This is a genomic window from Streptomyces sp. NPDC058665 (genome assembly GCF_042714995.1).
In the GTDB taxonomy this organism is placed as follows: domain Bacteria; phylum Actinomycetota; class Actinomycetes; order Streptomycetales; family Streptomycetaceae; genus Streptomyces.
Window position 1 is genome coordinate 15,626 of the sequence record NZ_JBHXRX010000048.1, and the last position, 19,940, is coordinate 35,565.

A 19,940-nucleotide genomic window follows, 5' to 3' on the forward strand; every position below is an offset into this window, starting at 1 on the left:
ACAGTCGCGGCCACTGCTTTCCCTTCTGGGTCCCTCCGTTCGTCAAGGCGGCCCCAGAAGCCTGGTTCTGCTGCCGAGGCGAGAGAGAAGTTGGTGAACGACCAGCACCCCCACGCCGGATACGCCGCCCACGACGGCTACTCCTCAGGCAGTTTCGACAGCGACCCGCTCTTCGGCGCGCTTCCTGGCACGAGCCCGACGGGCACGGTCACTTACGACGCGGACCAGAGCGGTCAGTACGACTCGGCGCAGTGGAACGCGGGTTACGACCCCTACGCGACGCAGGCACCGCAGGCACCCCAGGTTCAGTACGAGGCGTACGACGCGTACGCGGCACAGCCCCAGCAGCCCCAGCCGTCGTACGACACGACGGGTCAGTGGGACGCGAACGCCTGGAACGAGGCGAACCAGGCGGCCAGTTACGGCTACGACGCGACCGGCCAGGGCGTCCAGGCCGACCAGTGGGCGGCGCCCGTCGCCGACACCGGCGCGTACGACGCCACCGCCTGGAACTCGGGCGCACCGGCGGCGCAGCCGGACGTACCGTTCCAGGCCGAGACTCCGTACTACGGCGACAACGCGGCGTACGAGTCCTACGAGTCGGCGCCGTACGAGCCCGCCGCCTACGAACCGGCCGCGTACGAGCCCGAGATCGAGCACCAGCAGGAAACCGAGTACACGCAGGCGGAGTTCACGCCGGCGGAATTCGCGCAGTCCGAGTACGAGACGCCGGAGTACGAGCAGCCCACGTACGAGGCGCCCGCCCAGAGCGACGAGCACGAGTACGACACGCCCGGTCCGGAGCCTGAACAGGCGTCGGAATCGGAGGCGGAGTTCGATCCGGACTACTCCGAACATTCCGAGCACGCGGACCGAATTGTCGGGGCCGCAGCCGCGACCATCACCCCGCGCCCCGTCCGCCGGGCGGCCGGAGGCAGCCGCAGCAGGCGCCGTTCACCGGCGAAGCGTTCGGCCCTGCTGACCGTCGCGGTCCCCTCCGCCTGTGTGATGGGTGTCGCCGGTATCGCCGCCGCCTCGGTCGGCGGACTGGGCGCCGCCGACGAGACCAAGGACGACTCGACCACCGCCCTCACCGCGTCGGACGCGACGGCGATCAAACCGGCCGCGGTCAACAACAAGCTCGACACCCAACTCGCCGCTCTCGACGCCGACGCACGTGACTTCGGGGACCGCGCCAGCCGCACCCAGGAGCGCATCGACCTCAAAGAGCGTCAGGCGGCGGAGAAGAAGAAGCGCGAGGAACTGGCCGCGGCCCGCGAGGCCGCCCGCCCCAAGTTCGCCATCCCCGTGGCGAATCACGCCCTCAGCGCGTACTACGGCCAGGCCGGCGTCAACTGGATGTCGATGCACACGGGCATCGACTTCCCCGTCGCGTACGGCACGCCGGTGATGGCGGCGACGGACGGCACCGTCCGTACGCAGTGGAACAGCGCCTACGGCAACATGGCGATCGTCACGGCCCCCGACGGCACCGAGACCTGGTACTGCCACCTCAGCAGCACGAAGATCCGCTCCGGCTCGGTCAAGGCCGGTGACGAGATCGCGTACTCCGGGAACTCGGGCAACTCCACCGGTCCGCACCTGCACTTCGAGGTACGGCCCGGCGGCGGCGCGGCGATCGACCCGCTCCCCTGGCTCCGGGGCCACGGCCTCAACATCTGACATCCGACGCCACGACCGACCGGGCGCGGGCGCGTCTCCGCGCCCGCCCACACCCGCGCGTTACGCGTTACAGCTTGTCGACCGGCGCGTACCGCAGCAGCAGCCGCTTCGGCTTGGAGTCCCCGAAGTCGATCGTCGCCTGCGCGTCGGCGCCCGACCCCGTCACCGTGACGACCGTCCCGAGGCCGAACTGGTCGTGCGTGACCCGGTCCCCCACCGCGAGCGAGATGACCGGCTTCTCGGTCGCGCGCCGTGTGGCGAAGCCCGCCGGGCCCGACCGGGTGCGGGAGGTGGACAGCGAGGACGTGATCCCCGACGTCGGTCCCGCCGGAGCGGCCATCGGCCCGGTGCGCTTCCACTCCAGATGCTCGCCCGGGATCTCCTCCAGGAAGCGGGACGGCGGATTGTACGAAGGCTGGCCCCACGCGCTGCGCATCGATGACCGCGTCAGATAGAGCCGCTCACGGGCGCGCGTGATGCCGACGTACGCCAGCCTGCGCTCCTCCTCCAGCTCCTTCGCCTGGCCGAGCGCGCGCATGTGCGGGAAGACGCCGTCCTCCAGGCCTGTCAGGAAGACGACCGGGAATTCGAGCCCCTTCGCCGTGTGCAGCGTCATCAGCGTGATGACACCGGAGCCTTCCTCGTCCTCGTCGGGGATCTGGTCGGAGTCGGCGACGAGCGCGACCCGCTCCAGGAACTCGGCGAGCGTGCCGGACGTCCCCGCGGCGGGCGCGTCCGGGGCCGGGGCATCCGGGGCGGGCTCGTCTGCTGCCGTCGCGTCCGCGGCGGGCGCCGTCGCGTCCGTCCCCGCCGCCTGGGCCCTCTCCTGCTCGAACTCCAGTGCCACGGCGGCCAGTTCCTGCAAGTTCTCGATCCGCGTCTCGTCCTGCGGGTCGGTCGACGCCTGCAACTCCGCCAGATAGCCGGTCCGTTCGAGCACGGCCTCCAGGACCGTCGCAGGACCGGCGCCGGACTCGACGACCGTACGCAACTCCTCCATCAGCGTGTTGAAGCGCTTCACGGCGTTCGACGAACGGGCCGCCATGCCGTACGCCTCGTCGACCCGGCGCAGCGCCTGCGCGAAGGAGATCCTCTCCCGCGCCGAGAGCGCGTCGATCATCGCCTCGGCGCGGTCGCCGATGCCGCGCTTGGGCACGTTCAGGATCCGGCGCAGCGGGACGCTGTCCTCGGGGTTGGCGAGCACGCGCAGATAGGCCAGCACATCGCGGACCTCCTTGCGCTCGTAGAAGCGCACGCCGCCGACGACCTTGTACGGGAGGCCGACGCGGATGAAGATCTCTTCGAAGACACGTGACTGCGCGTTCGTCCGGTAGAAGACGGCGACGTCGCCCGCCTTGGCCTCCGACGCGTCCGTCATACGGTCGATCTCGTCGGCGACGAACTGTGCCTCGTCGTGCTCGGTGTCCGCCACGTACCCCGTGATCAGGGCGCCCGCTCCCGCGTTCGTCCAGAGATTCTTGGGCCGCCGGCTCTCGTTGCGCTCGATGACGGCGTTGGCCGCGCTGAGGATCGTCTGCGTGGAGCGGTAGTTCTGCTCCAGCAGGATCGTCGTGGCGTCCGGGTAGTCCTCCTCGAACTGGAGGATGTTGCGGATCGTGGCGCCCCGGAACGCGTAGATGGACTGGTCCGCGTCACCGACGACGCACAGCTCCGCCGGGTCGTGCCCCTCGCCCGAGGGGCCGACCAGCTCACGTACGAGGGTGTACTGCGCGTGGTTGGTGTCCTGGTACTCGTCCACCAGGACATGGCGGAAGCGGCGGCGGTAGTGCTCGGCGACGTCCGGGAACGCCTGGAGCAGATGGACCGTCGTCATGATGATGTCGTCGAAGTCCAGGGCGTTGGCCTCGCGCAGCCGCCCCTGGTACATCCGGTACGCCTCGGCCAGCGTCTTCTCGAAGGGGTCACTCGCCTGACCGGCGAAGGTCTCCTCGTCGATCAGCTCGTTCTTCAGGTTCGAGATCTTGGCGCTGAAGGACTTCGGGGGGTGCCGCTTGGGGTCGAGGTCCAGATCGCGGCAGACCAGAGCCATGAGCCGCTTGGAGTCGGCCGCGTCGTAGATCGAGAACGACGACGTGAAGCCGAGCCGCTTCGACTCGCGGCGCAGGATCCGCACGCAGGCACTGTGGAACGTCATCACCCACATGGCGGCGGCGCGCGGGCCGACGAGCTGCTCGACACGCTCCTTCATCTCGCCGGCGGCCTTGTTGGTGAACGTGATCGCCAGTATTTCGCCCGGATGCACCCGGCGGGTCCCCAGCAGATGCGCGATCCGGTGGGTCAGCACACGGGTCTTGCCCGAGCCGGCGCCGGCCACGATGAGCAGCGGCGATCCGGTGTGCACGACGGCGGCGCGCTGCTCCTCGTTCAGCCCTTCGAGCAGCGCCGCCGGGTCCACGACGGTGCGCGGGGCGCCGTCGCGGTGGTGCGGATCCCGGGGCGGGGGCACGTCGAACTTCCCTCCGAAGAGATCGTCGGGCACCTGTTCCGGAGCGGTGTCCTCGGGTGGCGGCGGGGGCTCCTCGGCCGAGGGCTGGAGGTCCGCCAGGAAGCTGTCGTCAAAGAGGCTGCTCATCGCTTCCTGAGTCTAGGGTGCCGCACTGACAGCGGACTGCCACATGACTTGGCGGGGGCGCCGGGATGGCCTCAGGGGGGTCTCCGAGGGTGTTTATGCGAAAGGTCACGAAAATGTATCGGGCATATCGGCCATCAACCTTCACAGCGGCACCACGCATTGGCTAGCGTGCACGCCGAGGTGGTCCGTACTCCATCGGTGATCGGCGCCGAGCGGACGGCCTCCGCCGAATCCGGGCTTCCCGCAAGGGAGTTCGGAACCGGGGACCCACCACGTTCCACCGGGGTGAATCGGGCCGCTCACCAGGCCCGTAGGGCAGCCTTCCGTTCCGCCCGAACCCGACAGCTAACCCGGTAGGCGGTCCACGGAAGGAGATGCCGGCCTTGGCATCGCATCGTAAGACGCGCGCTCGCACCGGAATACGGGCGAACACCCCCGCCGTCGGTTTCACGACGGCCGCCCTCGCCTCGGTGACGCTGCTCTCGACGCAGAGCGCCACCGCCGCGCCGGCCGAGCCCAAGCCCTCGATCGAAGAAGTGCAGAAGAAGGTCGACGACCTGTACCGGCAGGCCGGTACGGCGACGCAGCAGTACAACAAGGCGAAGGAAGCGACCGACACCCAGCGCAAGTCGGTCGACCGGGTCCTGGACGACGTCGCCAAGAGCGCCGACAAGGTGAACGAGGCGCGGCGCGCCCTCGGTACGTATGCCGCGGCGCAGTACCGCGCGGGCGCCGTCGGTCCGACGGCCGCCCTGATGTTCGCCGACAGCCCCGAGTCGTACTTCGAGCAGACCCAGCTGATGGACCGGCTGACCGAGCGCCAGCAGGGGGCGGTCGAGGACTTCCAGAAGGAGCAGCGGTCCGCGGCCAAGCAGCGCGCCAAGGCGACGAAGAGCCTGGAGACGCTGACGGAGTCGCAGGCCTCCCTCAAGGAGGGCAAGCAGAAGGTCCAGAACAAGCTCGCGGCGGCGCGGTCGCTGCTCTCCGAGCTGACGGCCGAGGAGAAGGCGCGGCTCGCCGCCCTGGAGCGGGAGAAGGAGCAGGAGGCGCGCCGCAAGGCCGAGGCGAAGGCCAAGGAGGAGGCCGCGGAGCGCAAGCGCCAGGAGGAGGCGCGGCAGGAGGAGGCGCCCGCGACCGGCGGCGACACGGGCACGGGCACCGGTACGGGGACCGGCACCGGCTCCGGCACCACGGACGGTACGTACGCGGCCAAGGCCGAGAAGGTCCTCGCCTTCGCCCGCGCCCAGATCGGCAAGCCGTACGTGTGGGGCGCCACCGGCCCCAGCTCGTACGACTGCTCGGGGCTGACGGCCGCCGCCTGGAAGGAGGCGGGCGTGCAGCTGCCGCGTACGACCTGGGACCAGGTGAATGTCGGCAAGCGCGTCGCCACGGCGGACCTGCTCCCCGGCGACCTGGTGTTCTTCTACGACGACATCAGCCACGTCGGCATCTACAAGGGCGACGGCAAGATGATCCACGCGCCGAAACCGGGCGCGAACGTCCGCGAGGAGTCGATCTACTACATGCCGATCTACGGCAGCGTGCGCCCGGCCTGACCGGCTTGACCTTGACGCTGGGTCAACCCTCCATCCTCCCTTCAGGAGCCTCCTCACAGCCGACCGGAAGGCTCCGCGAAGGAGGCAGATGACCATGGTGACCCAATCGATCGCCGGTCCGGCGATTCGCGTGCGGGGTCTGGAGAAGTCGTTCGGGAAGCTCGAAGTGCTGCGCGGCGTGGACTTCGACGTGGCGCGGGGCGACATCTTCGCCCTGCTCGGCTCCAACGGGGCGGGCAAGACCACGACCGTGAGGATCCTCGCCACGCTCCTGAAGGCCGACGCGGGGACAGCCGGCGTCCATGGCTTCGACGTCGCCGTGCAATCGGCGGATGTGCGGGCGTCCATCAGCCTTACCGGGCAGTTCGCGGCCGTCGACGAGATCCTCAGCGGTCGGGAGAACCTCGTACTCGTCGCCAGGCTGCGCCACCTCAAGGACCCGGGCGCCATCGCGGACGACTTGCTGAGGCGCTTCTCGCTGACCGACGCCGGCACGCGGCAGGTGTCCACGTATTCAGGCGGGATGCGCCGTCGGCTGGACATCGCGATGAGCCTCATCGGGAATCCGCCGGTGATCTTCCTGGACGAGCCGACGGCCGGGCTCGACCCCGAGGCGCGTATCGAGGTGTGGCACGCCGTCAAGGAGCTCGCCGAGTACGGCACGACCGTCCTGCTCACCACGCAGTACCTGGACGAGGCCGAACAGCTCGCCGACCGGATCGCGATCCTTCACCAGGGTCGGATCATCGTGAACGGCACCCTCGCCGAGCTGAAGCAGCTCTTCCCGCCCGCCACGGTCGAGTACGTCGAGAAGCAGCCGACCCTGGAGGAGATCTTCCTCGCGATCATCGCCGGCGGCGACAAGACCGACGCCTCCGGCACGAAGAAGTAGGGGGGACAAGGATGACCTCGTACTTCTTCGCCGACACCGCCGTTCTCACGGGGCGGACCCTCCGCCATGTCACCCGCAGTGTGGACACCATCATCACGACCGTCATCACGCCGGTCGCCATGATGCTGATGTTCGTCTACGTATTCGGCGGCGCGATCGATACAGGATCGGCTTCGTACGTGAACTACATGCTGCCCGGCATCCTGCTCATCACCATCGCATCGGGCATCTCCTACACCGCCTACCGGCTGTTCACCGACATGAAGAGCGGCATCTTCGAGCGATTCCAGTCCATGCCGATCGCACGGTCGGGTGTGCTGTGGGCACACGTCTTCACCTCTCTGATGGCCAACCTGATCTCGCTCGTGATCGTCGTGGGCGTCGCGCTGCTCATGGGCTTCCGCTCGGGGGCGGGACTGGCGGCATGGCTCGCGGTCGCCGGCATCCTGCTCTTGTTCACCCTGGCGCTGACCTGGCTCGCCGTGATCCCCGGGCTCTCCGCGTCGTCGGTCGAGGGGGCGGGCGCGTTCGCCTACCCGCTCATCTTCCTGCCGTTCGTCAGCTCGGCGTTCGTGCCCACCAAGACGATGCCCGGCCCGGTGCGCTGGTTCGCCGAGCACCAGCCGGTGACGTCGATCGTCAACACGATCCGGGCTCTGTTGACGGGGCAGCCGGTCGGCGACGACATCTGGACCGCCCTCGCCTGGTGCGTCGGCATCCTCGTCGTGGCGTACGTCTTCGCGATGGCCACCTATCGCCGGAAGATCGCCTGAGGCAGTCTGGGACCCATGCTCACCATCAGCCAGCTTGCGGCGTACGCCGGGGTGACGGTGCGGGCGGTACGCCACTACCACAAGATCGGGCTGCTGCCCGAGCCCGAGCGCGACCGGTCCGGGTACCGGACCTACGATGCCGCCGCGGTCGTGCGACTGATCCTGATCCGCACCCTGGCCGACGCCGGCGTGCCGCTGGCCAGGGTGCAGGAACTCCTCGACGCCAGCCCGGAGGAGTTCGTCGGCGGTGTCCAGGAGATCGACAAGGATCTGCGCGCCGAGATCCGGCGGCTGCGGGGCACCCGCAGCCGGCTCGCCCGGCTCGCCGCCGGAGAGCACCTGGCGCTCCCGCAGAGCGCCGTGTACTACCTCGACCGGTTGCGGGGTCTCGGCGTCGGGGAGCGGTACATCGAGCTGGAGCGGGATGCCTGGATCATGATCGCCGCGCAGGTGCCGGACCTGATCGACGCCGTGATCGCCAAGAAGCACGAGGAGCTGGACGACCCCGACATGGTGAGGCTCTACAGCTTCTTCACCGGGGAGCCCGACTGGCGGGCCGGCGACCCGCGGATCGTCGAGGTCGCCGACATCTTGGAGCGCCTGATGATTCGCGCCGTGGAGGCCGGCGAGGTGGGGACCGACGGCTTCGACGATCAGTTCGTCGCCCTGATGGACTCAGCCATGGTGGAGTCCGCCCCGGGCGCCGAACTGGTGCTGGCGATTCTGCAGGAGCGTGGCTGGAGCGGCTGGACCCGCATCGCGCGAGTGCCTGCCGACAGGCTCAACACCGAGCTGCCGCCATCTTGAGAAACTGCCCGCCCCCTATGGCCTGTCCGCCGGGTCCATGGCGTCGAGGAACCAGACGTCGATCGGGTCCATCTCGTCCTGGTCCGCGCACCCGACGGTGATCAGGGCCCGGCCGTCGGGGGTGAAGGCGGCGACGCTCGCCCCCGCCGTCACCCGCAGCACCCGGCCGTCGGCGCCGAAGAGGACGTCCCCGACGTCGGACGACATGAAGGCGAGCGGTCCGTCGGCGGTCCAGACCGCCCGCGCGGTGACCACCGACAGCGGGTCGGTGGCGACCATGCCGTCGGGCGCCCGCCCGGCCCGTACCGGCTCAGCCGCGGTGAGGATCGCCGCCCCTGCCGCCGTACGTGAGGGAGACAGGGACCGGGACAGGGTCAGGGAGCACACCGCCGGGTTGTCCTTGCCGTCAGCCCCTACGGCGAGGAGCCCGCCGCCGTCCGGTGCCATCGCCAGCGCGTGGATCGTGACCAGCCCGGTGTCCGCGTCGGCGAGCACCGCGCCGCCGTCCACGTCCACGTCCCGTACGACCACCCGGCTGCCGCGGGCGTGTGCCAGCAGCCGCCCGGCCGCGTCCAGGGCGACGGGCCCCTCGCCGTCCCACGGCCCCGCTTCCGGGCCGGGCGCCAGGACGTGCCCGGTCCGCGCGTCCAGGACGGCCACGGGGCCGCCCCGCAGCCGCCCGACGGCCACGCGCCGCCCGTCCGCGTCGAACGAGAACCGCACCGGGACGTCGATGCCCACGAGGTCGTCCCCGCCCTCGTCGCCGTCGTCGTCAGCCACCGCCCCCGGCCAGAGGTCCGCCGGGTCGAGCGACCACAGCTCCTCGCCATCGGACGACCAGGCGTGCCAGCGGCACTCCACCGACGCCGCGACGATCCCGCCGTCCGGCGATATCTGGATGTCGAGCGGATTGTCGTGGTAGTCGGCGCCGCCGAGATACATGGTCGGCGGGGCGCTCGCGACCGTGCTCCAGCCGACGATGTCCCCGCCGTTGTGATGCCACTCGGCCACCGCGCCGAACACCGGCCGCCGCAGATCGGAAGGGACCGCCACCGCCGCGGCACCGTACGGGAAGGCCACTGGCTCATCCGGCTCGTACGGCTCGTCGGCAGCGCCGTTCGCCTCCTCGTACTCGTCCCGGTCCGCGTCCGGCTCCGCCGGCACCCGGGCCGCCTCCACGTCGACCAGCCGGCCGAGCCTGCGCGTCCCCGCCGACGCGTGGTACGGCCGCCTCCCGCCCGCCAGCAGCTCGCTCCACCAGCTGTCCGGCATCGGCCGCCGCTCGGGCGGCCAGCTCCGCAGAATCGTGGCGGCGGCGGCCAGCTCCGTCTCGTCCAGCCCTTCGAGCAGCGGGCAGAGCCGCTCCCAAAGCGACCGGGAAGAGGGCCCCTTCAGCATTTCCCCGAGAGTGGTCATGAGAAAAAAGCTACGCGCCACCACTGACAGTCCAACCGGGCCGACGGCCCCGTACCACCGCCGCCCGCTCCCCGCTCTGAAGTCATCGGATCGGTCAACTTCCGTCCGGAATCGTCGAATTCGCCATATCCCCGACGGCCACAATCCGCCGCAGACCTGCCGTCCGCGGGCAATAGCGGGCATGCCGCCGCGCTCCCGTGACCGCCGCGCCTAGCGTCCTCCCCGACAACAGCCGCACCGAGCCGAGCCGGAACGAAGGATGTGGACGCCCCCGTGGCAGCGCACCGCCGACCCCGATTCAACTCCAGACCGTTCAGCGGGCCTTACGGCCGTACGGCGGCCACTCTCGCCCTCGCGGGAGCCGCGACGGCGACCGGGCTCGAAGGGACCGCACAGGCCGAACCGCAGCTCACCCAGGCCCAGGTGAAGGCGAAGGTCGACAAGCTCTACCACGAGGCCGAGACCGCCACCGAGAAGTACAACGGCGCCAAGGAGAAGGCCGCCGAGGCGAGCGCCTCGCTGGAGAAGCTGCGCGACGAGGCCGCCCGGCGTACGGCCCGCCTCAACGTCTCGCGCAACGCGCTCGGCTCGATCGCCACCGCGCAGTACCGCGCGGGCGGCCTCGACCCCGCCGTACAGCTCGCCCTCAGCTCCGACCCCGACGAATACCTGCGCGGGGCAGCGCTCGCCGAACGCTCCGGCTTCCAGCAGGCCCAGGCCGTCAACAGAATGCGCGCCCAGCTCGGTGAACTCGGCCGCTTACGTAAGAAGGCCGACACGAAGGCCGACGAACTCAAGAACCGCCAAGCCGCCCTGGCCACACACAAGTCGACGGTCAAGAAGAAGCTCGCGGACGCCGAGAAACTCCTCGCCCGGCTCACCGCCGCCGAACGCGCGCGGTATGCAGGAAACACCGGGCCGGCCGATCCACGCGCCGACCGCGCCCAGAGCCGCGCCGGGGCCGTACCGGCGCCCAACGGCCGCGCCGCCGCCGCGATCGCCTACGCGCGCGGAGCGCTCGGCAAGCCGTACGTGTGGGGCGCGACCGGGCCCGACGGGTTCGACTGCTCCGGTCTGACGCAGGCCGCCTGGCGTGCGGCCGGGGTCGCCCTCCCGCGTACCACCTACACCCAGATCAACGCGGGCCGACGGGTCGCCCGCTCCCAGCTCGCCCCCGGTGACCTGGTCTTCTTCTACTCCGGGATCTCCCATGTCGGGCTCTATGTCGGCGGCGGGCAGATGATCCACGCCCCCCGGCCTGGCACCGGGGTGCGGCTGGCCCCGATCGACCAGATGCCGTTCGCGGGCGCCACCCGCCCCGCGTAGCCCCTGGGAGGCGGCTTCGGCCGTCCGGCTACGATCACCGTTCCATGACCACCAAAAAGCGACCACTGACCACCCGCGAGCGGGTGTTGGTCCGCATAGGCATCGGCTTCGCCCTGTTCATCTCCCTCGGCGGCGGTCTGAGCCTGGCGGCCGAGGGATATGAAGGCCGCACCACCCTGCGGGACGGCCCGGTCGGCACCCTGGCTCCTGCCGACCGCGTGTGCAACAAAGAGCAATGCGGCTGGATCGGCACGTTCACCAGCGCCGACGGCACCGTCACCGAGCGGGACGTCAAGCTGGAGGACGCCGTCCGGGTCCGCAGCTCCGACGCCGTGCCGAGCGCGATCGGCGGCGTACGGCTCGCGGAGAACGGCCGGACCGCCTACACCTCCGACTACAACTGGCACGGACCGGTCGTGAAGGGCGCTGTCCTCGGCGCCGTGGGCCTGGCGATCGCGACGGGCCTGTTCCTGATGCTGCGCCGCAATCGGACCACCAAGTCGGCCTGACCGCCGCAAGATGTCAGCGGCGGTACCCACCCGGCCCAAGCCGGGGTGCGATGCCGCACTCGCCGCACGACGATGAACGCCATGAGACACAGGCGGGTCCACGCGACCGTCCTCACCGTCGGCGCGGTGCTCGTCCTGGCCCCGGTCGGTGTCACCCCCGAGGGCTGCGGCGACCTCACCGGCGGCCGGCTCTGCGTAGAGGGCCCGGTGGGCGGCAAGGGGGCCTTCACCACGCGTTACGTACGACATACGAACGCCACGAAACCCGCGCCCACCCTGCGGCTGCGGCTCGGCTACCAGCGCAGGAACGCCCGGATCACCGCGTTCCCCGGCTGGTTCGGCACCCTCCGTACGGAGGACGGCTCGGCCGCGCTGTCAGGCACGCTCGACACGGCCCCCGGCGAATGCGTCCGCGGCCTGCTGCACCACAACGGCCGGGACTACGTGACCGAGTGGCTCTGCCCGCGAGGCTGAGAACCGACGGGGCTCACACCAGCCTGCGCGCCGTCGCCCACCGCGTGAGTTCATGCCGGTTGGAGAGCTGGAGCTTGCGCAGCACCGCCGAGACGTGCGACTCGACCGTCTTCACCGAGATGAAGAGCTGCTTCGCGATCTCCTTGTACGCGTAACCGCGCGCGATCAGCCGCAGCACCTCGCGCTCGCGCTGCGTGAGACGGTCCATGTCCTCGTCCACCGGCGGCGCGTCCGTCGACGCGAAAGCGTCAAGCACGAAGCCCGCCAGCCGTGGCGAGAAGACCGCGTCGCCGTCCTGGACACGGAAGATCGAGTCCACCAGGTCCGTGCCGGTGATCGTTTTGGTGACATAGCCGCGCGCGCCGCCGCGGATCACGCCGATGACGTCCTCCGCCGCGTCGGACACCGAGAGCGCGAGGAAGCGCACCGGGTCGTCGGCCGCCGCCATCAGCGGGGCGCAGCGGCGCAGGACCTCCACGCCGCCACCGCCTGGCAGGTGGACGTCGAGCAGGACGACCTCGGGGCGGGTCGCCGTGATGACCGTGACGGCCTGGTCGACGTCGGCGGCCTCGCCGACGACCTCCACGCCCGTCGTCGCGGTCTGCCCGATCTCGGCCTGTACGCCGGTGCGGAACATCCGGTGGTCGTCGACCAGCACCACGCGCACCCGCCTGGTCCCGGCCTCTCCCCCGCCGCCGTCGCCGCCCGTCCCGCTGGTGCCGGTCATTCGTCCGCCGCCCTCTCCATCTCAAGCTCCACTTCCGTGCCCCCGTCGGGCGCCGAACGCACCCTCGCCGTACCGCCGTTGCGTTCCATCCGGCCGAAGATCGATTCCCGTACGCCCATCCGGTCGTCGGGCACCGAGTCCAGATCGAACCCGGGCCCGCGGTCCCGTACGGAGATGAAGACCGTCCGGCCCTCGACCTCCGCGTATACCTGCACGGCGCCTCCCTCGCCACCGTACTTGGCGGCGTTGACCATCGCCTCGCGTGCTGCCTGCGTCTGTGCGGTCAGTTTCTCGTCGAGCGGGCAGTCGCCGACCACGACGACCTCGATCGGTACGCCGTGGTAGTCCTCCACCTCGGCGGCGGTCGCCTTGACGGCCTCGGCGAGGGTGTCGGGTTCGTTCTCCTCGTCCTTGCCGGTGCCCTCCGGCTTGTAGAGCCAGGCCCGCAGCTCGCGCTCCTGCGCGCGGGCCAGCCGGCGGACCTCGCCGCCGTCGTCGGCGTTGCGCTGGATCAGTGTGAGCGTGTGCAGGACGGAGTCGTGGACGTGCGCTGCGACCTCGGCGCGTTCCTGGGCGCGGATACGCATCAGGCGCTCGTCGGACAGGTCCTGCGTCATCCGTACGAGCCAGGGTCCGGCGAGCAGGGCGACTCCGGCCACGACGGCGATGGCCGCCGTCAGGACGTTGCCGAGCTGGGCTGCCGAGCCGCGTACGACCATGAAGAGTGTCAGGCCCAGGCCGACCAGGGCCACGCCTGTGAGTCCGCGCGCCAGTTGGAAGACCCTGCGCCGCCTGCTGTCCGTGGAGAGGGACGCCCACTGCGCGCGGCGCGCGTTGTCGGCCTGGCGCCAGACCAGGACGACACCGGCGCCGATGAGCAGCGTCGGCCAGATGTAGTGGCCCGCGCCCCCGCGGCCGAGGTCGGCGCTGCCGATGAAGACGGACCCGACGACGAACAGCGCGATGATCGCGAAGGTCTGTCCCCTGTCGGGTTTTCGGAGCTTTCGCCGTCCGTCGCCCGTCGTCTCGAAGAGCGGGCGCGCCGCGGTGGGCATGCCGCCGAAACCGAGCGGGACGACGATCCAGAAGATGGCGTACAGCAGCGCGCCGAGCCCCTGGGCCAGGAACAGACCGAGGAACACCAGCCGCACCCAGCCGACCGGCAGCCCCAGATGGCCCGCGAGGCCACGTGCGACGCCGCCCAGCAGCCTGCCGTCGGCGCTCCGGTAGAGCTTGCGCAAGGGCGGCTCGTCGGACCCTGGGGCCGTCCCCGACGCCCGGCTGCGGCTCCGGGACGCGCCCGACGGTCCCGAAGGCGACCCCGCGGCGGCCGGCCCCGAGGCCGATGACGACGAGGAGGACGACGGGGGCGGGGTAGGCGTGGCGACCGGCATGCCATTGATGGTCACACGGCCGGGTGCGCCGTGGCATCAGGGCTGCGCCCTGAGAGCTGCCCCGAGAACGACCCTGACACCGCCCGGCTGGCCGCCGCGGAATATCAGGGACCGGCCAGGGTCGGGACGGGTGGAGACCGGGCGGGCGGGGCGGGCACCATGGTCGTATGACGCAGTCCGTGCCGTACACCTCGACGCAGCCGCCGCAGCCGCAGCCCCCACAGCTGGTGCGCGCGCCTCGGCAGAAGCTCGTCGCGGGCGTCTGCGGCGGGCTGGGGCGGTACTGCGACCTCGACCCGGTCATCTTCCGGATCGTCGTCGTCGTGCTCACGCTGACCGGTGGTATCGGCCTCATCTTCTACGGCCTCGCCTGGCTGCTCGTGCCGGTCGACGGCGAGGACGAGAACGAGCTGCGCCGACTGCTGTCGGGCCGCGTGGACGGCGCGTCCCTGATCGCCGTGCTCCTCACGCTCGTGGGCTGCGGTCTGTTCCTGTCGATGCTCAACAACGGCGGCACGCTCGGCTTCGCCACGATGCTGTCCATCGCCACGATCGGCGCGGCGATGTGGTCACAGCGGCGCAGCGCCACCCTGCAGGAGGGCGGCCCGCTCGACCCGGGTACGGCGGCGGCCGTCGCGGAGGCTCCCCCGGAGACGAAGGCACCGCCGACCCCGGGCAGTCCGTCGTGGTGGCGTGACCCGATCGTCAAGGACGGCACGACGGGTCCGGCGTCGCCGCCCGACTATCTGTGGGGCCCTGACGACGAGGCGGAGGCCGATCCGTCGGGCCGGGGGAAGGGGAAGGGGAAGCGGAAGGGGTCTGGGACGTCGGGCGGACGCCAGGGCCGCCCGCGCGGGATCGGCGGCCTCCTCTTCCTGCTGGCGCTGGGCGCGGGCGGTCTCGGCCTGGGGCTGTCGTGGGACACCCAGCCGCTCGGTACGAGCCTGCAGATCGCCTTCGCCGCCGCGCTCGGGGTCTTCGGTCTCGGCCTCGCCGTGAGCGCCTTCACAGGACGTACGGGCTTCGGCACGCTCTTCCTCACGGTCCTCACCGCCGGGCTGCTCGCGGGCTCGGCGACCATCCCGAAGGACATCGGCACGGACTGGGTCCGTACGACCTGGCGCCCGGCGACCGTCGCTTCGGTGGCGCCCACGTACAAGCTCGGCACCGGCGTCGGGACGCTCGACCTGACCAAGGTCGACGTCGCCGCCGGCGAGACCCTCCGTACGGAGGCGGAGGTCGGCGCGGGGCAGCTGAGGGTCGTCGTACCGCGCGACGTGACCTTGAAGGTGCGCGCGGAAGTGGGGCTCGGCGACCTCCGGCTCCCCGGTGAGCTCCCGAACGACATCGACCTCTCGCCGGCCCAGAAACGGACGCGTACGGTGGCTCCGCCCAAGGGCGTGAAGCCGGCGGGCACACTGGATCTCCGGCTCGAAGTCGGTGTCGGACAGGTGGAGGTGACCCGTGCTGCGGCATGAGTTCAAGCCGGGCAAGCTGGTGGCCGGCCTCGCCGTGCTGAGCGCGGCCACCGTGTTCGCCGGAGACGCGGGGGGCTGGTGGGACTCCCCCTGGTTCGTGATGTTCCCGATCGTCTGCGGTGGCCTCTTCCTGGCCTCGGCCGTGTCGATGGCCGACTACAGCATTCGCCGCCGCCTGTCGGCCAGGGCCGCGTCCAGGGAGAAGACGGAGGCGCCGGCGAGCACGAGTGGCAGCCAGGCCATGAGGTAGGCGAGGTCGTTGCCGTAGTAGTACGGGTCCGACTGCCAGCTCATCGTCAGCCACAGGCTCAGGGAGATCAGCGCCCCGCCGAAGGCGGCGAGCCGGGCCAGCAGCCCGACCAGGGTGCCGAGGCCGACGGCGATCTCGCCGATGGCTATCGCGTAGCCGAAGCCCTCGGGGTTCTTGAGGGAGAGGTCGACGAGCGCGGGGATGGCGGAGCTGTCCCGCACGCTCCGCATCAGGTCGCCGACGGAACCGGGCCCGTCCGCCGACATGAAGGCGCTGTCGGTGAGTTTGTCGAGTCCGGCGTAGATGAAGGTCACTCCGAGGAAGATCCGCAGCGGCAGCAGGGCGTACTTCGTCGCCGAGTCCTTCCAGCCCCGCTGTTCACCGCCGATCGTTCCGTAGGTGTCTGTCCGGTATCCGTGCGCCATAGCGCGTCCTGCCTTTCCGCTGCCCACGTCGCTCGCAGGGCTCGATTGTCCCCGCGTGCCTCGTGCATGCATACGGATGTGACGGACCCCGCGCTCAGCGGTCCGCCCGCTTTGTCGCCGTCCGCCCGCGGTGTACCGGTCCGGGCCTGGCCCGGAATTAGTCCACGACGTCGATCGGCACCCGGTTCGTCTCGACCCCGGCCGCCGTCACCACCTGTACGTCGAGGCGCCCAGGCTCCACGTCGACCGGGACGGGCACGACGAGCACGGTGTCCGACGGGTTCTGGAAGCCGCCGGGAACCGGGACCAGCGGTACATGGATATGGACCGGCCCGATCCGTACGACCATGCCGGCCAGCCGGTCCGGCGTGCCCGCGCCCGGCGGCACGAAACCCGTCCCCCTGATCTCCACGTCGTCACCGGTGCGGATCGGCGCGTCCAGATCCCCGGCCTCCCTGGCCCTGACGACGGACAGCACCACCGGGCGACCGCCCTCGGCCCACTTCGCGGCGAAGTACGTCGCGGCGGAGACGATCACCAGCAGGGCGAGCGCCCAGGGCAGATCGGGCAGTTGCTCGGGGCGGCGCGCCAGCCGTACCGCCGAGAAGATCACGGCGACGGCCGTCAGCAGCGCGTACTGCACGTCGGCGAAGCTGCCGCGCCCGCCGTCGTCGCAGAGCAGGTCCGCGAGGCGCGGACGCTCGGCCCGTACCTTCTGGAGCCGCCGGTCCCCGACACGTACGCCCACCACGCGGCGTACGACGACGGCGGTCGCGCACACCACGGTCAGTACGGTCAGCAGGCCCACGCCACGGGCGAGTTCGAGCCCCTCGATCAGCGCGTCGCGCGCGTGGCTGTTCGACGCCCCGGCGAGTTGGAGCGCGAGCACCAGCACGGCGAAGACGGCGAGCAGCACCCACGCGGAGGCGACGGTGCGGGAGGTCGACAGCCGGTTGTCCTCGCCGACGAGCGGGGCGAGGAGGCCGCCACGCGCACGGTGCAGCGTGGCGGCGCAGGTGAGCAGCCCGGCCACGACGAGGGAGGCGATCAGCCCCGCCGTACGGGCGCCGGTCCAGCCCGCGCCGATCGCGGTGATGGACAGCCCCAGTACGAAGACCACGACGGCGCCCCACACCAGGAGCAGTGTGTGCCGCCAGACGGAGTGCAGCCAGGCGTCGCCCGCCTCGCGGCTGCGGTCGGCGACGGCGCGCGCGGACTGGGTGAGTTCGTCGGACACCCACTGCCTGGAGGCGCTCGGCGAGTGCGCGAGCGCGGCCGGCAGGCCCTGGCCGGCGGCGAACTCCTCACGCTTCTCGATGAACGCCGCGACCGCTCGCCGGTGCCCCTCATGAGCCCCGTTCGGGCAGTTCCCGCAGGTACAGCCCCCGCCGTGCGTGCCTCGCCCCGTCACTTGCACCGCCACGCCGAATGCCGCCTTCCCCGCCCCGCACCCGTCGCTGTCTCTCCGGGTGAATTCCTTGCTGTGACTGGGAATTGTGCCGTATCCCGGAGGGGGTCAGACGCCCAGGACCAGATAGGCGAAGCCGAGATACCCCCGGTAGCCGCCGAGATAGCCCGCGCGGTGGCGGGCGGCGGTGGCGCGGGCGGCGTCGCGCAGCGGGTGATCGGGGTGGTCGATGGCCCAGCGTTCGCCCCAGCCGGCCCGGCCGTTGGACTCGAAGACGTCCCATTCGCGCTGGTCGGCGACGGTCGTACGGAGCGGGGCGAAGCCCGCGTCGGCGGCGGCCCGGACCAAATCGTCCAGCGAGCCGACGAGTTCGTCCTCCTCGGCGCCAAGTCCCTTGAGCGCGTCGGCGGTCGGCCGGGTGGTCCAGAATCCGTCCCCGAAAAGAACCTGCCCTCCGGGCTTCACGGCCGTGCGCAGGGCACGCAGTGCCTCGCGGGTCGAACCGGGCCAGGCGTGGACGGCGCCGATGGAGACGGCGAGGTCGTATCCGGTCCCCGCCCACGCGTCGGCGGAGCTCTCGTGGAACGCGACCCGGCTGTCGAGCCCCCGCTCCCGCGCGAGCCGCTGCCCGCGGGCGACGGCGACGGGATCGCTGTCCACACCGTCACCGGTGCTGCCGGGGACGCCGTCCACGATCCGCAGCAGCAACTCGCCCCACCCACAGCCAAGATCAACGACCCGCCCGCCGTCGGGCACGGTGCAGGCCTCGACGAGGGAGCGGGCGTGCTCTTCGGAGAGGGGTGCGTTCCAGGTCAGAAGGGGGTTGTTGGGGGCGGCGAGGATGGCGTGAAGTTCGTCGTCGGACATGGTGGGTGAGACTCGCACAGGTGGCCGGTGGGTTGCGAGTGAATTGCGGCGGCTACAGGTTGTCGACGTCAGCGAGATCGATGTCGATGTCGATGTCGAACGGGACGGTCAGCTTCAGCCGCTCGTGATGGATACCGACCAAGCCGTACGACTTCGTCACCTGCGCCAGTTCGTAGACCTGGACGACCGGGTGATCGTTCGGGCTCGCCATCTCCACCAACCAGAAGTGCTTGATACCCGCCCGCGCGTATTTGTGCGGCTTGGTGTCGCGGTCGCGTGCCTCGGAGTCCGGCGAGACGACCTCGACGGCGAGCGAGACGTCCGACGCCTGGAAGCACGTCTGCTGCCTGCTGGTCACCGCCTCGGCGCGGACGACGCAGATGTCCGGCTCGGGGCCGTTGTGCTCGTCGAGCTGTACGGTCATCTGCCGCCGGATTCGCAGCTCCGGCGTCACGGTACGGCGTAGCCCTTCGACCAGCAGGTCGACCACGACGCTGTGGAAATGGCGCTGCGGACTGACGAAAACCAGGCTCCCGTCGATCAACTCTGTGTGCGGCGGGAGCCCGGGCAGCGTCAGCAGATCGTCCACGGTGTAACCGTCCTGCGGCGGCACCGGCCACAGGGTGGTGGGCAGCGGCTCAGCGGTCATGGTTCTCCCATGGACGGAACGGTCACTCCCACTCGATCGTGCGGGTGCGAGCGAGTTATTCGGCGGAGCTGTCGGAGCGACGACGGCGATCGATCGAGGTCAGGTCGATGTCGATCGGGAACGGGACCTTCAGTTCCACGCGCTCGCGATGGACCGTAGGCCTGCTGTACAGGTTCGTGGCCGGGTCGAGCTCGTAGCTGTAAACGAGCGGGAGACCGTGCTCCTCCTCGACACGCCAGAAATGGCGCACGCCCGCCGCCGCGTACTTGGGTGGTTTGACCTCGCGGTCCCGCTCGATCGAGTCCGCCGAAACGACCTCGATGGCGAGCACGACGTCCTCGGGCTCGTACCAGGTCTGATCCGGTCCCGTGTTGGCCTCTTCGCGGAAGACCAGGATGTCCGGCTCCGGGCGATTCTTGGCGTCGAGTCTGATCGTCATCTCCCGCATGACATCCAGCTCCGGCGGCGCCAGATCCAGCAGCGCATTCTCCAGCAACCGCATGGTGCGGGCGTGGAATGCGGTCTGCGGACTCATCAGGACAAGGCTCCCGTCGATCAGCTCACTGTGCGGCGGGAGGTCCGGAATCCGGTCGAGATCGTCCGCTGTCCAGCCCTGGGCGGGCGGGATCGGCCACTGGTAGCGCGGTTCGAGACCGTGTTCAGGTGCGGCGCTCATGATTACTCCCATGCGACGGAGTCTGACCTCTCCAATC

18 protein-coding genes and 1 riboswitch are annotated in these 19,940 nt (G+C 70.6%); of the genes, 9 read left to right on the forward strand and 9 right to left on the reverse strand.

The window, feature by feature from the left end; genetic code table 11:
• Positions 1-93 precede the first annotated feature (93 nt).
• The gene (locus tag ACFWV8_RS27105) at positions 94-1,683 is read left to right on the forward strand and encodes a peptidoglycan DD-metalloendopeptidase family protein (RefSeq protein WP_384208907.1); all 1,590 of its coding nucleotides are present in this window, start codon (positions 94-96) and stop codon (positions 1,681-1,683) included.
• Positions 1,684-1,750: 67 nt separating this feature from the next.
• Here ACFWV8_RS27105 and ACFWV8_RS27110 read toward each other — a convergent pair whose 3' ends face one another.
• The gene (locus ACFWV8_RS27110; protein WP_384208916.1) at positions 1,751-4,276 is read right to left on the reverse strand and encodes an ATP-dependent DNA helicase; all 2,526 of its coding nucleotides are present in this window, start codon (positions 4,274-4,276) and stop codon (positions 1,751-1,753) included.
• Between the two features lie 214 nt (positions 4,277-4,490).
• A riboswitch (cyclic di-AMP (ydaO/yuaA leader) is annotated at positions 4,491-4,652 on the forward strand.
• On the opposite strand from ACFWV8_RS27110, the gene ACFWV8_RS27115 reads away from it, so the two are divergent.
• From ACFWV8_RS27115 to ACFWV8_RS27130, 4 genes are all read left to right on the forward strand, one after another.
• Positions 4,651-5,832, forward strand: a complete 1,182-nt coding sequence (locus tag ACFWV8_RS27115; RefSeq protein ID WP_384208922.1) for an NlpC/P60 family protein — start codon at positions 4,651-4,653, stop codon at positions 5,830-5,832. (Overlaps the previous riboswitch by 2 nt.)
• A gap of 94 nt (positions 5,833-5,926) precedes the next feature.
• A complete protein-coding gene (locus ACFWV8_RS27120) occupies positions 5,927-6,724 on the forward strand; it encodes an ABC transporter ATP-binding protein (RefSeq protein WP_384208927.1) in 798 nt (265 codons plus the stop codon).
• A gap of 11 nt (positions 6,725-6,735) precedes the next feature.
• On the forward strand, positions 6,736-7,497 hold the full coding sequence (locus ACFWV8_RS27125; protein ID WP_384208930.1) for an ABC transporter permease: 762 nt from the start codon (positions 6,736-6,738) through the stop codon (positions 7,495-7,497).
• Positions 7,498-7,512: 15 nt separating this feature from the next.
• Entirely contained in the window at positions 7,513-8,304 is a 792-nt protein-coding gene (locus tag ACFWV8_RS27130; protein WP_384208934.1) for a MerR family transcriptional regulator, read from the forward strand.
• A 15-nt stretch (positions 8,305-8,319) separates the two neighbouring features.
• On the opposite strand, the gene ACFWV8_RS27135 is transcribed toward ACFWV8_RS27130, so the two are convergent.
• Positions 8,320-9,720 (reverse strand): hypothetical protein, encoded by a 1,401-nt coding sequence (locus tag ACFWV8_RS27135; RefSeq protein WP_384208937.1) that lies wholly within the window; start codon positions 9,718-9,720, stop codon positions 8,320-8,322.
• 273 nt (positions 9,721-9,993) lie between these two features.
• Here ACFWV8_RS27135 and ACFWV8_RS27140 point away from each other — a divergent pair, with 273 nt between their 5' ends.
• From ACFWV8_RS27140 to ACFWV8_RS27150, 3 genes are all read left to right on the forward strand, one after another.
• The gene (locus ACFWV8_RS27140; RefSeq protein ID WP_384208942.1) at positions 9,994-11,046 is read left to right on the forward strand and encodes an NlpC/P60 family protein; all 1,053 of its coding nucleotides are present in this window, start codon (positions 9,994-9,996) and stop codon (positions 11,044-11,046) included.
• Between the two features lie 44 nt (positions 11,047-11,090).
• Positions 11,091-11,555, forward strand: a complete 465-nt coding sequence (locus tag ACFWV8_RS27145) for a hypothetical protein (RefSeq protein ID WP_384208945.1) — start codon at positions 11,091-11,093, stop codon at positions 11,553-11,555.
• Between the two features lie 81 nt (positions 11,556-11,636).
• Complete coding sequence (locus ACFWV8_RS27150; protein ID WP_384208948.1) at positions 11,637-12,029, forward strand: hypothetical protein; 393 nt, start codon at positions 11,637-11,639, stop codon at positions 12,027-12,029.
• A gap of 13 nt (positions 12,030-12,042) precedes the next feature.
• Here the strand turns inward: ACFWV8_RS27150 and ACFWV8_RS27155 are convergent, their stop codons facing one another.
• Together ACFWV8_RS27155 and ACFWV8_RS27160 are read right to left on the reverse strand one after the other, a co-directional pair.
• A complete protein-coding gene (locus ACFWV8_RS27155; RefSeq protein WP_384208950.1) occupies positions 12,043-12,756 on the reverse strand; it encodes a LuxR C-terminal-related transcriptional regulator in 714 nt (237 codons plus the stop codon).
• Entirely contained in the window at positions 12,753-13,997 is a 1,245-nt protein-coding gene (locus ACFWV8_RS27160) for a PspC domain-containing protein (RefSeq protein WP_384208953.1), read from the reverse strand. Before ACFWV8_RS27160 ends, ACFWV8_RS27155 begins: the two co-directional genes overlap by 4 nt.
• A gap of 320 nt (positions 13,998-14,317) precedes the next feature.
• Here ACFWV8_RS27160 and ACFWV8_RS27165 point away from each other — a divergent pair, with 320 nt between their 5' ends.
• The gene (locus tag ACFWV8_RS27165) at positions 14,318-15,628 is read left to right on the forward strand and encodes a PspC domain-containing protein (protein WP_384208956.1); all 1,311 of its coding nucleotides are present in this window, start codon (positions 14,318-14,320) and stop codon (positions 15,626-15,628) included.
• A 156-nt stretch (positions 15,629-15,784) separates the two neighbouring features.
• Here ACFWV8_RS27165 and ACFWV8_RS27170 read toward each other — a convergent pair whose 3' ends face one another.
• From ACFWV8_RS27170 to ACFWV8_RS27190, 5 genes are all read right to left on the reverse strand, one after another.
• Positions 15,785-16,303, reverse strand: coding sequence for a DoxX family protein (locus ACFWV8_RS27170; RefSeq protein WP_384208959.1), 519 nt, complete (start codon positions 16,301-16,303; stop codon positions 15,785-15,787).
• A gap of 157 nt (positions 16,304-16,460) precedes the next feature.
• Positions 16,461-17,726 carry a hypothetical protein gene (locus ACFWV8_RS27175; protein WP_384208962.1) on the reverse strand — a complete coding sequence of 422 codons (1,266 nt, stop codon included), beginning with the start codon at positions 17,724-17,726 and terminating at the stop codon, positions 16,461-16,463.
• A gap of 93 nt (positions 17,727-17,819) precedes the next feature.
• A complete protein-coding gene (locus tag ACFWV8_RS27180) occupies positions 17,820-18,578 on the reverse strand; it encodes an SAM-dependent methyltransferase (protein WP_384208965.1) in 759 nt (252 codons plus the stop codon).
• 52 nt (positions 18,579-18,630) lie between these two features.
• Positions 18,631-19,227 carry a Uma2 family endonuclease gene (locus tag ACFWV8_RS27185; protein ID WP_384208970.1) on the reverse strand — a complete coding sequence of 199 codons (597 nt, stop codon included), beginning with the start codon at positions 19,225-19,227 and terminating at the stop codon, positions 18,631-18,633.
• Between the two features lie 55 nt (positions 19,228-19,282).
• On the reverse strand, positions 19,283-19,903 hold the full coding sequence (locus ACFWV8_RS27190; protein WP_384208974.1) for a Uma2 family endonuclease: 621 nt from the start codon (positions 19,901-19,903) through the stop codon (positions 19,283-19,285).
• Positions 19,904-19,940 lie beyond the last annotated feature (37 nt).

Bases quoted from the DNA above. Each gene is read 5' to 3' on its own strand.
- ACFWV8_RS27110 (WP_384208916.1), bottom strand. From the start codon at position 4,276: ATGAGCAGCCTCTTTGACGACAGCTTCCTGGCGGACCTCCAGCCCTCG.
- ACFWV8_RS27115 (WP_384208922.1), top strand. From the start codon at position 4,651: ATGCCGGCCTTGGCATCGCATCGTAAGACGCGCGCTCGCACCGGAATA.
- ACFWV8_RS27120 (WP_384208927.1), top strand. From the start codon at position 5,927: ATGGTGACCCAATCGATCGCCGGTCCGGCGATTCGCGTGCGGGGTCTG.
- ACFWV8_RS27125 (WP_384208930.1), top strand. From the start codon at position 6,736: ATGACCTCGTACTTCTTCGCCGACACCGCCGTTCTCACGGGGCGGACC.
- ACFWV8_RS27130 (WP_384208934.1), top strand. From the start codon at position 7,513: ATGCTCACCATCAGCCAGCTTGCGGCGTACGCCGGGGTGACGGTGCGG.
- ACFWV8_RS27135 (WP_384208937.1), bottom strand. From the start codon at position 9,720: ATGACCACTCTCGGGGAAATGCTGAAGGGGCCCTCTTCCCGGTCGCTT.
- ACFWV8_RS27145 (WP_384208945.1), top strand. From the start codon at position 11,091: ATGACCACCAAAAAGCGACCACTGACCACCCGCGAGCGGGTGTTGGTC.
- ACFWV8_RS27150 (WP_384208948.1), top strand. From the start codon at position 11,637: ATGAGACACAGGCGGGTCCACGCGACCGTCCTCACCGTCGGCGCGGTG.
- ACFWV8_RS27155 (WP_384208950.1), bottom strand. From the start codon at position 12,756: ATGACCGGCACCAGCGGGACGGGCGGCGACGGCGGCGGGGGAGAGGCC.
- ACFWV8_RS27165 (WP_384208956.1), top strand. From the start codon at position 14,318: ATGACGCAGTCCGTGCCGTACACCTCGACGCAGCCGCCGCAGCCGCAG.
- ACFWV8_RS27170 (WP_384208959.1), bottom strand. From the start codon at position 16,303: ATGGCGCACGGATACCGGACAGACACCTACGGAACGATCGGCGGTGAA.
- ACFWV8_RS27180 (WP_384208965.1), bottom strand. From the start codon at position 18,578: ATGTCCGACGACGAACTTCACGCCATCCTCGCCGCCCCCAACAACCCC.
- ACFWV8_RS27185 (WP_384208970.1), bottom strand. From the start codon at position 19,227: ATGACCGCTGAGCCGCTGCCCACCACCCTGTGGCCGGTGCCGCCGCAG.
- ACFWV8_RS27190 (WP_384208974.1), bottom strand. From the start codon at position 19,903: ATGAGCGCCGCACCTGAACACGGTCTCGAACCGCGCTACCAGTGGCCG.